Here is a 12470-nt window from a genome sequence, read left to right on the forward strand (position 1 = left end):
TCGCCGTGGCGGTTGTTCGTGAAGACCTCGCCGGAGTCCGGGACGAGGACAGGAACTGTCCGCGAGAGAGGGCGCGACACGGTCCAGTGGTACGGCCTGGTCCGCCTTGCGGGCGGACGGCGGGAAATCGGCGGGACTCGGACCTGGCCGAGATCGGACATCGCCCCCGCAAGGGTACGCAAGCGCGTGATCACGGTTCGGGCGGGCGACGCCCCGGGTGGCTCCCGCTGGCCGGGACACCGCGAAAACGAGTGCTGCTCAAGGGGCGGCGCACGGAAAGGCCCCGCCCGGCGAGTGCCGGGCGGGGCCGTGGTGCGCTCCCCGAGCGGGTCAGGGTCTCGCGGTCGGCGATGGACCGATCAGCGCCGGATCGTCGAGCGCCGGACCGTTCGGTGCTGGATCGTCGACTGCGGGACGGGTCAGTGGTTGACCTTGAACCACGGCTGCGACCAGCCGAGGTAGGTCTGGCCCCACTTGCTCTTGATCTCCGAGATCGTGGTCTGCGTGTAGGTGCCCGCGCCGTGGATGTCGTTCGACAGGAACTGGCCGCCGCCGATCGAGATCATGGTGTGGCCCGCGCCGCCGTTGGAGAAGAAGGCGAGGCCGCCGGCCGGCACGTTCTGGTCGCCGGCGTGCTTGTACTGCGCGGGAATCTGGGTCCAGTGCACGTACGCGGTCTCGGAACCGCTGGCGGAGAACCCGTAGTTCTGGGCGTTGATGCGGTCGCACCAGCCGTCGTAGGACGCGATGTTGGTGGTGTGCACGCGGGTCTTGGCGTAGGCCACGGCCTGCGCGCAGGTCTTCGCGTCACCGAGACCCGAGGTGGAGCAGGTGGCCTGCGGGGGCGGCGGCACGTCGGTGCAGTCGGGGGCGATGCGGCCGTCGGAACCGGTGTAGACGTAGGTGTCGGTGATGTAGCCGCCGCTCGCGGCGACGTGGTCCCAGATGTTGCTGGTGCCGTACTTGCCGGTCACGGTGTCGCCGGTGGTCTGGCAGTCGATGACCACGGCGGTGCCGTCGGCGATGGTGCCGACGGAGCTCGCGCCGGTGCCGGGCGCCGAACGCACGGTGAGCGGCGCGCCGGAGTCGGTGTGCACGGTGCCGCTCGCGTCGGCGGCCAGCGCCGGCGCGATGCCCGACAGCGTCAGCGCCGCGGCGAACGCGACCAGGCCCAGCGTGCGTTTCGCGATTCTCATCCTCGGTCCTCCTGATCCCCAGTGGGTGTGGGAACCAGGTTCGCCCGAGCCGATACACGCGCCGTACAAATGCGTTCGCGGCGGCCGTGAACCCCGGACATTCCGGGCGTGCGGTCAGCCCTTGCGGGGGTTGCCCGACTTGCGCCGCGGCACGTAGTCGCGGCTGTCGCCCTGGATCAGCCGCGAGCGCAACGTGGTGAGCAGCTCCGAGGTCTGGTTGGCGTGGTCCTCGTCGCGCGAGGCCAGCCCGAGCAGCAGCGCGTCGGCCAGCACCTCGGCGCTGAGCATCTCGCCGGTGAAGTTGCTGGGGGAGTGCGTGGCCTGCAGCGCGACGGCCACGCGGTCGCCGAACACGGGCGCGAGCGAGTCGGTGATCAGCAGCGTGCGGGCGCCGACCTCGCGGGTGCGGTCGAGCAGCACCTCGATGTCGCCGAGCAGCCGGCTCGGCAGGAACAGCACCACGACGTCGCCCTCGCCGAGGCCGAGCAGATCGTCGGCGAGGCGGAACCCGGTGGCGCCGCTGGCTCGGGCACGGCGGCCCATCCGGCCCAGGCGCAGCGCGACGTACCCGGCGAGGAAGCTCGACGGCCCGATGCCGAAGGCCAGCACTTCGCGCGCGCCGGCGAGCAGGTCCACGGCCCTCTCGAAGTCTTCCTCGGAGACGAGGCGCCAGGTCTCGGCCAGCCGCTCCGTCGCCTCGGTGAACACGCGCGCGAGCACGGTCGTGGGCTCGCCGGTGGGCTCGCCGATCTGGCGCTGACGCAGCTCGATCGACGGGCTGGTCTCGGTGACCACCTGCCGGGCGAGGTGCTGGCGCATGTCGGCCAGGCCGCTGTAGCCGAGTGTCTTGGCGGTGCGGACCACGGTGGCGTCGCTCGTGCCCGTGGCCGAGCCGATCTGCTCGGCGGTGGCGAAGATCGCCTCGCGCGCGTGGTGGCGCAGGTACTCGGCGACGGCGCGCTCGGCCCGCGACATCCCGGCGAGGCGGCCGGTGATCCGCTCGGTGAGCGAGTCGCCGCCGTCGGCGGGGTTGGCGTCGTCGGGCATCGGATCACTCTCCTGTCGGCTCGTCTGCATCGTAGTGGTCCGCGGTGCCGTCGTGTGCGGGACCACAGTGGACGGTATGGCGCGCCCGTGTGATCCGCGGCGCGGGCCGCCCGCCGGGAATGCGACGGCCAAGGGCCAAGGTGGTCAGTATTAGTGACTCATTCGATCCGGGGAGCCGACGATGTCGGTGATCGAGCTGACGACCTTCACGATCCGTCCCGAGCGGATCCGGGCGATGCCGGACGCCCGCCCCGGCATGGTTGAGGCGTTCCGCCGGGACCGGCGCGGGTTCGTGTCGGCGCGCCTGGTGCGGGTGGCGGAGGACACGTGGCTGGACTTCGTCGAGCGGACCGACGACTCGGCGTGGGACGCCTCGCGCGCGAAGGGTGCGAACCACCCGGAGATCGCCGCGTTCTTCGCCACGCTCGACATCCTGGTGAGCTCAGAGCGGTGCGTCCGCTACGACGACCCGGCGGGCGCGAGGGTCCGGACCATTGCGTACGGGCCTTCGCCGTCGCAGGTGGGGAGCTGTACCTGCCCGAGGGGCCGGCCCGTTCCCGGTGGTGGTGCTCGCCCACGGCGGGTTCCGGACGGCGCTGTACGACCGCCGCCAGATGACCCGTCTCGCCGCGACCTCGTCGCGCGCGGGTACGCGGTGGGGAACGTCGAGTACCCACGCCTCGGCGAACCCCGCGGGCGGCTGGCCGGGCACGTTCACCGACTTCGCACAAGCCGTGGACGCCGCCGCCGCTCTCGACCCGGCCCTCGACGTCTCGCGCGTGGTCCTCGTCGGCCACTCCGCCGGCGGCCGCTCGCGGCGTGGGCCGGCGGGCGATCGGCCGGCGCGCCGGGCGCGAGCCCCGGGATCACTCCCGCCGCCGTCGTGTCGCTCGCCGGCGTCCTGGACCTGCGCGGGGCGGCCGAGGCTCGGCTGGGCCGCGAATTGGCCGACCCGAGCCTGCCCGCCCCGGCCGGCGCCCCCGTCGAGGCGGACCCTGCGTTCGGGCCGGCCGTCGCGGCGCTCGCCGGCGACGGTCTGGTCCCCGCCCGCCTCGGCGGCACCCCGGCCACCGTCCCGGACCGCTACGCGCTGGCCACTCCGGCCGGCAGGGACATCCCCCTGCTGGCCGTCCACGGCGACGCGGACGAGATCATCCCCGCGGCCCAGGCCCGCAGTCCGTACGCGCAGGAGTCCGTCGACGTCGCGGGCGCGGGCCACTTCGAGGTGATCGACCCGGCGAACCCGTCGCGGGCGCGCGTGGTGGCGTGGCTGGAGACCGAGCCGGCCGGGTGATCTCCCGAGACTGCGGCGGGGGAGCTCGGCCGGGTGAGCGCGGCCGGTCGCTACGCTGCCGGGCATGACCACCACTCGTCCGGCTTTGCGGGGGTTGCCCGGGTTCGTGCTCGTCGTGCGGTTCTGCACGGAGCTGGCCCTGCTGGCGGGTCTCGCGGTCGCGGGGGCGCGGCTGGGTGGGAGCGTGCTGCTGGACGTCGTCGGCGGGGTGCTGTGGCCGGTGCCGGCCGGGGTGATCTGGGCGCTCGTGGTGGCCCCCAAGGCGCCGCGGCGCGCGCCGGAGCCGACGCGGTTCGTCCTGGAGTTCGCGTTGTTCGCGGCGGCGGCCGTGGCGCTGGCGGCGTCCGGGCTGCTGATCGTCGGGATCGTGCTCGCGGTGGCCGGCGTGGCGACGGCGGTCGCGGTGCGGGTCTTCGCCAAGGATTCCTAGCCGGAAGCCCGGCCCGAAGCCCCAGCCCGAAGCCCTGGCGAAAGCGCTAGTCGAGGCGGTCGAGGACGTCCAGATCGGCGCGGGTCAGCGAGTTCGTGGTGATCGCCAGCTCCGTGAGCAGGTTGTGGTTGAGCGAGTTCCCGATCGGCTCCGGCACTTCCGTGCGCATGAGCCCGCGCACGCCCTGACCCGAGAGCCGTTCGCGCACAGCCGCGATCACGCGGTCGACCTTCTTCACGTCCCACTCACCGCCCGGCTCGAGCGCGCCCATGATCTCGGCGACGTGGCCGCGGCTCATGGGCTGCGGCTGGACCTCCCGCCGCAGGTACTGCTGGCCCAGCACCGTGAGCACGAGCCGCTGGGTGGCCGTGAGGTCCCACTGCCGGCCGGGCAGCGTCGGGCCGGTGACCGGCATCGGCCGGTGGTGGCCGGGCGCGTTCACGCGGACTTCGAGCGGGTGCTTGCGCCCGCCCGAGCCGACCACGAGCAGCGTGGTGAAGCCCGCCGGCAGCGGTTCGGGCTCGTCGTCGGAGTGCAGCAGCCGCGTGGGGGAGAACTCGATCGGCGTGTGTCCGGAGTTGCTCAGCAGCCACCAGCCCCGCCGGTAGGTCAGCGCGCCGTGCTCGCGGCTCACCCGCGGGTCGTCCTCGCCGACCGCGACGCCGTCCGGCCCGGGGCGGCGCCCGAACGGCAGCCGCGCGTATTCGGCGGGCAGCACCACGGCCGTGCCCGCCAGGCCGCGGACCACGAGGGCACCGGGTGTCTCGGCCGCGGGGTCGTCGGCGGGGAAGGAGGTCACCTCGGGTCCTCTCGAATCGGGACCGGTCCCGTCGCAGGCCGGTACGGTGCGCGCATGGATCTTCGCACCACTGCCCGGGCGGCCGCCGCCGCCGTGGCTGCCGCGGCTCTGCTCGCCGCTCTCTCCGCGTGCGGGAGCGACCCGGCCCCCGTGGCGCCGGCGCCGGCGCCGTCCGCGCCCGTCTCTTCCTCCTCGGTCGCCCCGCCCTCGACGTCGGTGCCCGACCGCGAACCCCACACCCTGGTGCTCAACGCGACGGGCGAGGGCAAGCTGACGCAGATCAAGTACACGCTCGACGGCGAGACGAAGCAGACCGGCGCGGTGACGCTGCCGTGGCGCCAGTCGCTGACGGTGCCGGCTGACGGCGAACCGCACCAGTGGACGCTGGAGATCTCCTACGCGGGCGGCACGAAGGGCAGCGTCGACATGTTCTCGATCGTCGACGGCAAGGAAGGCGCCCACACGGGTGCGGGCAGCGCGGGCTCGCCGGGCTCGCACATCAGCGGCAGCGCGTCCGTCGGCGGGACCGTGCAGGGCTGAGGACCGGCGCTCACACCGGTCCGGCGTCGTGGGTCCACCAGTCGATGAGCGCGAACGGATCGTTGCCGCGGTGGGCGATCGTTTCGATGCCCGTCGCGTCGTCCGTCCACTTGAGCACGCGCTCGCCGCCGGGATCCTCGGTCGCGCAGGAGAGCCGGCCCGTGCGCCCGCCGCGTGAGTACGGGCGGTCGCCCGAGAAGTCCTTCGGCAGGCTCGTGCACGCGGCCTCGCTGTCGCCGGTGCTGTTGAACACCTGCCGCATCGTCGCGGTGTCGGGCAGCTGGTAGTAGACCACCAGCCCGGCGCCGCTCGTCCGTCCACACGCGACAGCGGCGACCGCGGTCACGGCGCCGAGGTCCTGCCACTTCTGGTCCGCGGACGGGCGCACGCAGTTCAGCCGCGACTGCTGGGGGACATGCTGCAGCAGCGCGCGCTCGGCGTCGGTCGGGAACGCCGGTATGGCGCGGGTGTTCACCTCGCTCACGATCCGGCTCAGCGGCGCGAGGTGCCACTGCGACCACCACCCGCCGACGGCGCCGGGCGAGGAGCCGGTGACGTGGCCGATCATCGAGAACGCCTCGAGGCTCCAGTCCATCGCGACCGTGCCCTCGGGGCCGGGGTGGCACAGCACCTGCCCGAGGTCCACGCTGAGCCAGTCGAACCGCGTCGTGCCGAGGAACGCGCCGCCCGGGCACCCGCTGCCGCTGGGCGCCTTCGCCGCGCTGACGAGACCGGTGAACGCCGAGCGCAGCGCCGGCACGCCGGCGAACCGGAGGTACGACACCTGGCGCGCGCCCGTGCCCTGCGGTGTGCAGGTGATCCCCGCGACGGCACCGGGATAAGCGTCGAGGTCCGCGGGTGCCGAGCGCCGGCACGCGGAGCCGGCGGCGACGTCGAGCAGGGTCTTCTCGTCCGGGGTGGGGAACGCGGCCGGCGCCCCTCCCGTCCAGCCGGCCCACGCCTTGCGCAGCGCGGCGTCGTCGGGCGCTTCGGCGCGGGTGACGGTGCGCGCTTGGTCGTCGGTCCAGACCACGGTGGCCGTGCCGTCGCGGTCCTGGCACAGCACCCGCCCGCGCGCGGGCCCGGTGGCCGGGTAGCGGTGTTCGCCGCCCGGCGCCTCGGCGCAGTCACCCTGGTCCGTGCCGACGCCCGCGCGCGTGACGGCCTCGGCGTAGGCGGCCGTGACCTGTTGCCCGGTCGCGTAGAGCGCCGTGGTCGCCGCCTGCCCGGACGCGTCGTGGCACGTCACCGTGGCGGTCGCGCCCGCCGCGGGCCGGTTCGCCGCGGCGCACCCCTCCCGCAGGGCGGTGGGCACGCGGGCCAGCGTCGAGTCCGCGGTGCCCGGTGAGCCGCCGGTGGTGAACCACAGCACGAGCGACGCCACCACCACGAGCGCGGCCACCGGGATGCCCACCACCTGCCGGCGGCGCTTGCGGCGCGCGGCGAGTTCGGCGGCCCCGGTCGTGGCCACGAGGTCGTCGACGAGCTCGGCGCACGTCCGGTGCCGCCGGGCCGGATCTCGGTCGAGGGCCCTGCGCAACGCGGCGACGCCGGGGTGCGCGAAGTCGGCGTGGTGGTGCGGCGGGCTGCCGGAGAGGCATTCGTAGAGCACGCACGCCAGCGCGTACACGTCGGCTGCCGCGCCGACCGGCCGGCCCTCGCGTTGCTCCGGGGCGGCGTAGTTCATCGTGCCCAGGAACCCGCCGGTCGCGGTGAGCCGGGTGAGGTCGAGGTTGCGCGCGATGCCGAAGTCGCACAGGTACACGCCACCGGTCGCTTCTTCGAGCAGGATGTTGCCCGGCTTCACGTCGCGGTGCACCAGGTTGCGGGCGTGTGCGGCGTCCAGCGCCGCGCCGACTCCGCGCCCGATGGCCACGGTCCGCTCGAACGACAGCGCGCCGCGCTGGTGGATCAGCCGCGCGAGGTTCGTGCCGAGCACGAACTGCATGGCGAGGTACCCGAGGTGCCCGTCGGCGGAGAACCCGGCGTCGTAGGACGCGACGATGTGCGGGTGCGCCAGCGCCAGCGCGATGCTCGTCTCCCGCTCGAAGCGCCGGCGGAACCCCGGCTCCGCCATGAACTCCGGCCCGACGACCTTGAGCGCGACCGGCCGCTGTGCCACGAGGTCGTAGGCCTCGAAGACCTCGCTCATGTTCGTTTTGGCGAGCTGGCGCAGCAGCCGGTAGCGGGGCAACCGGCCGGTGATGTCCGGCCGGTCGAGCGTCGGTGCTTCCGTCTCGTCCACTTCTTCGTCCCCCGAGGTGCGCCGACGGAGCTTAACCGGTGGCGCGCGGATGCCGCTCGGCCTGGCGGCTCGCTGCCGCGCACCAGGGTTGCGCCCCGGGCGGCGGTGGATGAAACTCCGGGCTATGCCGAGCCCGTTCAGCGCCGAAACCGGCGAAGCGATCCAGCACGCGCGTCAGCACTCCGTCGGTGACCTCCTCCGGCGCACGGCCGCGCGGTACCCGGACAAGCTCGCCGTGGTCGACGGCGAGCGGCGGCTGAGCTTCGCGGAGTTCGACGCGGCCGTGAACCGCTGCGCCCACCGGCTCGCCGAGCGCGGTCTCGGCAAGGGCGACCGGCTGGCGCTGCTGAGCCACAACTGCCTGCAGTACGTGGTGCTCGCGTTCGCGACGGCCCGGCTCGGCGTTGTCCTCGTGCCCGTCAACTTCATGCTCGGCGCCGACGAGATCGCCTACATCCTCGGCCACGCCGGGGTGTCCGGGCTGGTCACGGAAGACGCGCTGCTCGCCACCGGGGCCGCGGCGCTGGAGCGCGCCGGGCTCGGCGACGGGGTGCGCGGCCGCATCGGCGGCACCGCCGAGGACTGGGAGGACGTGGACGCCTGGATCGACGACCCGGGCGACGAGACCGACCCCGGCGTGGCGGTCGCCGACGACGACCCGCTGCGGCTGATGTACACCTCAGGCACCGAGTCGCGGCCGAAGGGCGTGCTGCTCTCGAGCCGTTCGCTGATCGCGCAGTACGTGTCGTGCGTGATCGACGGTGGCATGAGCGCCGACGACGTCGAGGTCCACTCCCTGCCGCTCTACCACTGCGCGCAGCTGGACTGCTTCTTCTCCGTGGACGTCTACCTCGGCGCCACCAGCGTGATCCTGCCCGGCCCGGACCCGGCCGCGCTGCTGGCGGCCGTCGAGCGCGAGCGCGCCACGAAGCTGTTCGCGCCGCCGACGGTGTGGATCTCGCTGCTGCGCCACCCGGCGTTCGACACCACCGATCTCTCCAGCCTGCGCAAGGGCTACTACGGTGCTTCGGCGATGCCGGTCGAGGTCCTGCGAGAGCTCGCCCGGCGGCTGCCGGACGTCGAGTTCTGGAACTTCTACGGCCAGACCGAGATGGCGCCGCTCGCCACGATCCTGCGCCCGCACGAGCAGCTGCCGAAGGCCGGCTCCGCGGGCCGGGCCTCGCTCAACGTCGAGACGCGCATCGTCGACGAGGACGGCCGCGAGCTGCCGCCGGGGGAGATCGGCGAGATCGTGCACCGCAGCCCGCACGCGACGCTCGGCTACTACGGGGACGAGGAGAAGACGGCCGCGGCGTTCGCCGGCGGCTGGTTCCACTCCGGTGACCTCGGCGTGCTCGACGACGAAGGCTACCTGTCCGTGGTGGACCGCAAGAAGGACATGATCAAGACCGGCGGCGAGAACGTCGCGAGCCGCGAGGTGGAGGAAGCCCTCTACCGCCTGGACGGCGTGGCCGAGGTCGCCGTGTTCGGCGTCGCGCACCCGCGCTGGATCGAGGCGGTGACGGCGGCCGTCGTGCCGCGCGAGGGCGCGGAGCTGACAGCCGAGGCCGTGCTCGCCCACGCGCGCGAGCACCTGGCCGGCTACAAATGCCCGAAATACGTGGTCTTCACCGACGCGCTGCCGAAGAACCCGAGCGGGAAGATCGTGAAGCGCGCCTTGCGCGACACCCACGCGGACCTGGCCGCGGGGGAGCAGGGCGCTCAGTCGTCGGGTGCGGTCAGGTAGCGCCGGGCGACGGCCTTGTTGTAGCGGCTCAGCAGCGAGCCGAAGGAGCGCAGATCCTCTTCGCTCCAGTCGCCGAGCAGCTCCGCGGACGCGTTGCGGCGGCGCGACTGCGTCACGCGCATGCGGTGGCGGCCCTCCTCGGTCGGCGTGAGGATGCTGCGCCGGCGGTCGGCGGCCGAGGGGCTGCGCTCGACGAGTCCTTTGCCGAGCAGCACCGAGCCCTGCCTGCCGACGGTGGACGGGTCTAGCCCGAGTGCCCCGGCGAGCGTTCCGACGTCTGCCGACCCCAGTTCGTCCAAAGTGCGCAGCAGCAGGTACTCCGCTTGGTCCAGTTCGGCGTAGGCGTCGGTGCGGCGGCGCAGCAGTTCGAAGTTGCGCACGAGCACCGCGGTGGCCAGTTCGAGCACGTCGAGTGTGTCGCCGGTCTCGGCGAGCCGATCCGCGAGCTTCGAGGCTGCGAAAGTCGGTTCGATCACTCGGACTCCAAACCCCTGTATGACACCGGTATTTATCGGTATCATACCGGTGATCACTCCGAACGCACGGGAAGGCGGGTTTTGTGCTGCCCACGGCCAGGGAGTTCCGGGACAGGGTCGTCGCTTCCGATCCAGGTCTCAACCGGTTGAGATCGGCCGGTTCCGCGACCATCGGCATGGCCAGCGCCCTGGCGGTGGAATACCTCGTGGCCAAGCTCACCGGCGCCGACGCGATGGGCACGCTCACCTCGATGCTGCTCGGCGCGGTCGTCGGGATGATGGGCGCGATGGCGCTCGGCGACGGCAGCCGGTGGGTCAAGACCCGCACGGCCGCGTTCTTCCCGGTCGCGCTCGGCACCGGCATGACGCTCGGCGTGCTCGTCGGCGACAACGCCACGCTGATGCTCGCGGTGTTCGTGCTGGTCATGTTCATGTCGGTGTACGTCCGCAAGTTCGGCGGGCCGTTCTTCTTCTACGGCTTCATGGGCTGGATGGGCTACTTCTTCGCGGCGTTCCTGCACGCGACGTTCGCGACTCTGCCGAGCCTGCTGCTCGCCGTGGTCGTCGCGAGTGCGTGGCTGCTGCTGCTTTTCGTCACCGTGCTGAACACCAACACCACGAGGACCCTGCGCCGGGTGCTGCGGGCGTTCGACGCGCGCGGCCGGGCCGTGGCTCGCGCGTGCGCCGACCTGCTGTCCAACCGCGACCCCAAGCAGGAGGCGCGGTTGCGCCGCCGGCTACAGCGGCGGCAGGCGCGCCTGGCCGACACGGCGCTGATGGTCGAGGGCTGGTCGGCCCAGCCGGGCGCGGTGCCGCGCGGGCGGTCGGCGGCTTCGCTGCGCCGGCAGATGGTCGACGCGCACCACCTGCTCGACGAGCTCGCCACGGCCGCGGACTCGTTGCTGCGCAGCGGTTCGGGCCTCACCGTGCTCGCGGCCGAGGTGGCCGACCGCCTGGCCCGCCGCGACGACCGCGGCGCGAGCGAGGTCGCCTACCGGCTGGCGGGGCACGCCGAAGGCGCCGGCGGTGTCGCGGGCGGCTGGTGGCCCGCGCGGCACTTCGCGGCGGCGGCCCTGGAGGTCGTCGCGGTGTTCGACGCCGCGCCGAAGCCCGAGGAGATCGCGGCCGAACCGGTGGACGACTTCGAGCCGGCCGTCGGCCTCGCGTTCGGCAACCTGCCCGGCTCGCCCGCCGCCGCGGGCGACGTGCTGCCGCGGCAGTCGAAGTGGAACCCGCTGGCACGGCTGGATTTCATCACGCGCCAGGCGGTGCAGAGCGCGATCGCGGGCGGGCTCGCCATCCTCATCGGCAAGGAGCTGTCCTCGGCGCGGTACTACTGGGCGGTGCTGGCGGCGTTCTTCATGTTCACCGGCACGGCCACGCGCAGCGAGACGTTCATCAAGGGCTTCAACCGCGTGCTCGGCACGCTGGTGGGGCTGCTCGCGTCGGTCGGGTTCGCCGAGCTGACCGCGGGCAACACCGCCGCCGTGCTCGTCACGATCTGCGGCGCCATGTTCTTCGGCTTCTACCTGATCCAGATCTCGTACGCGTACATGATCTTCTTCGTCACTATCATGGTCGGGCAGCTCTACAGCGTGCTCAACGAGTTCTCCGCGGGACTGCTCCTGCTGAGGCTCGAGGAGACCGCGGCGGGCGCCGTGGCGGGGCTGCTCGTCGCGGTGCTGGTGATCCCACTGTCCACCCGGGACACCGTGCGCAGCGCGCGGAACAACCTCCTGGCGGCCCTCGGCGACATCCTCAAGGCCGCGGCCGAGCGGCTGGAGCACGGCAAGGCCGTGGACCCCCAGCCCGATTTCGACGCCCTCGCGCGCGCCCTGGACCACCGCCGCTACCAGCTCGCGCTCGTCGCGCGGCCGCTGACCCGGCCCATCCTCGGCGGCACGGATTCGCCGAAGCTGCGGCACCGGCTTTCGCTCTACGCGGCGCTGGCCACGCACGGCCGCGCGCTCGCCGTCGCGGTCCGCTGGCCGGAAGGCGCGTGCGGTGCGCACCCGGAAGGCCCGGTCGCGGCGTGCACCGCGCTGGCGGCGGCGGTGGAGGAGCTGGCCGCGACGCCGGTGGGCGAGCCCACCACGGCGGTGCGCGGTCCCTTGGCGAGCGCCGACGTGGCGTTGTTCGCGTACACGCCGGCGGCGCCGGGGGACCGGGCGAAGGATCCGCTGCTGCGGGCGTTGAGCCACCTGTACCTGGTGCTGCGCGACCTGACGGCGACCGGTCCCGCCGAGCTGCGACCCGCCCCGGCACTCGCGTCGCCGGGGCCGCGGCTCTACCGGCAGATCCGGGCGGGGCTGCCGCCCGTACCGGCCCCCGTGTCGACCCCTGTGCCGACGCGGGAGAACTGACGTCCGCGCACGAACCGTGCCCTCCGCGACCTTCCCCTGAGATCGGCCCGCGCCTTCCGGACGGCGGAGGCGCTATCACTCTCCTGCTGGGGATTTCCGGGAGGAGGGCTCCGATGGCCGCGGAACCGAGGCAGACCGTCCAGCTGTGCCGGTGCGTGTGTTCGGTATTGGGACACCACCACTCGGTGTGCGACGAGCTCGCCGCGCCGGGTGCCACGGTCACGCCGGTGTCCGGCGCCGACGTGCGGGCCGTGCCGCGTGCCTCGGCTGCCACACCGCCGTGAACCGGAAGCTGGCGCGCCGCTGAGGTTTCGCGGAGGACTACGCTTTGCG

Annotated in this window: 11 protein-coding genes; 6 read left to right on the forward strand and 5 right to left on the reverse strand. The window is 73.3% G+C overall.

All coding sequences use genetic code 11. The annotated features are described in order from the left end of the window. Positions 1 to 419: 419 nt before the first annotated feature. Both AB0K15_RS11095 and AB0K15_RS11100 read right to left on the reverse strand, forming a co-directional pair. Positions 420 to 1196: a hypothetical protein gene (locus AB0K15_RS11095; RefSeq protein WP_364048240.1), complete on the reverse strand. Its 777-nt coding sequence runs from the start codon at positions 1194 to 1196 to the stop codon at positions 420 to 422. Between the two features lie 114 nt (positions 1197 to 1310). Beyond that, positions 1311 to 2243 (reverse strand): MurR/RpiR family transcriptional regulator, encoded by a 933-nt coding sequence (locus AB0K15_RS11100; protein ID WP_364048242.1) that lies wholly within the window; start codon positions 2241 to 2243, stop codon positions 1311 to 1313. A 181-nt stretch (positions 2244 to 2424) separates the two neighbouring features. Between AB0K15_RS11100 and AB0K15_RS11105 the strand changes: the two genes are divergently transcribed. Both AB0K15_RS11105 and AB0K15_RS11110 read left to right on the forward strand, forming a co-directional pair. Next, entirely contained in the window at positions 2425 to 3537 is a 1113-nt protein-coding gene (locus AB0K15_RS11105; protein WP_364048244.1) for a hypothetical protein, read from the forward strand. A gap of 64 nt (positions 3538 to 3601) precedes the next feature. Then, positions 3602 to 3967: a YrdB family protein gene (locus AB0K15_RS11110; protein ID WP_364048246.1), complete on the forward strand. Its 366-nt coding sequence runs from the start codon at positions 3602 to 3604 to the stop codon at positions 3965 to 3967. Positions 3968 to 4013: 46 nt separating this feature from the next. On the opposite strand, the gene AB0K15_RS11115 is transcribed toward AB0K15_RS11110, so the two are convergent. After that, positions 4014 to 4766, reverse strand: a complete 753-nt coding sequence (locus AB0K15_RS11115; RefSeq protein WP_364048248.1) for an FHA domain-containing protein — start codon at positions 4764 to 4766, stop codon at positions 4014 to 4016. A 54-nt stretch (positions 4767 to 4820) separates the two neighbouring features. On the opposite strand from AB0K15_RS11115, the gene AB0K15_RS11120 reads away from it, so the two are divergent. Beyond that, the gene (locus tag AB0K15_RS11120) at positions 4821 to 5306 is read left to right on the forward strand and encodes a hypothetical protein (RefSeq protein ID WP_364048250.1); all 486 of its coding nucleotides are present in this window, start codon (positions 4821 to 4823) and stop codon (positions 5304 to 5306) included. 10 nt (positions 5307 to 5316) lie between these two features. Here the strand turns inward: AB0K15_RS11120 and AB0K15_RS11125 are convergent, their stop codons facing one another. Continuing rightward, entirely contained in the window at positions 5317 to 7551 is a 2235-nt protein-coding gene (locus AB0K15_RS11125) for a serine/threonine-protein kinase (protein WP_364048252.1), read from the reverse strand. A 124-nt stretch (positions 7552 to 7675) separates the two neighbouring features. On the opposite strand from AB0K15_RS11125, the gene AB0K15_RS11130 reads away from it, so the two are divergent. Next, positions 7676 to 9298, forward strand: coding sequence for an acyl-CoA synthetase (locus AB0K15_RS11130; RefSeq protein ID WP_364048254.1), 1623 nt, complete (start codon positions 7676 to 7678; stop codon positions 9296 to 9298). Here the strand turns inward: AB0K15_RS11130 and AB0K15_RS11135 are convergent. After that, positions 9274 to 9774 (reverse strand): MarR family transcriptional regulator, encoded by a 501-nt coding sequence (locus tag AB0K15_RS11135; protein WP_364048256.1) that lies wholly within the window; start codon positions 9772 to 9774, stop codon positions 9274 to 9276. The two genes, AB0K15_RS11130 and AB0K15_RS11135, sit on opposite strands and share 25 nt — an antisense overlap. A 176-nt stretch (positions 9775 to 9950) precedes the next feature. Between AB0K15_RS11135 and AB0K15_RS11140 the strand changes: the two genes are divergently transcribed. Together AB0K15_RS11140 and AB0K15_RS11145 are read left to right on the forward strand one after the other, a co-directional pair. After that, a complete protein-coding gene (locus AB0K15_RS11140; RefSeq protein WP_364048258.1) occupies positions 9951 to 12137 on the forward strand; it encodes an FUSC family protein in 2187 nt (728 codons plus the stop codon). A gap of 113 nt (positions 12138 to 12250) precedes the next feature. Then, complete coding sequence (locus AB0K15_RS11145; RefSeq protein WP_364048260.1) at positions 12251 to 12421, forward strand: hypothetical protein; 171 nt, start codon at positions 12251 to 12253, stop codon at positions 12419 to 12421. Positions 12422 to 12470 lie beyond the last annotated feature (49 nt).

It is taken from the genome of Amycolatopsis sp. NPDC049253 (assembly GCF_040678995.1).
Lineage (GTDB): Bacteria > Actinomycetota > Actinomycetes > Mycobacteriales > Pseudonocardiaceae > Amycolatopsis.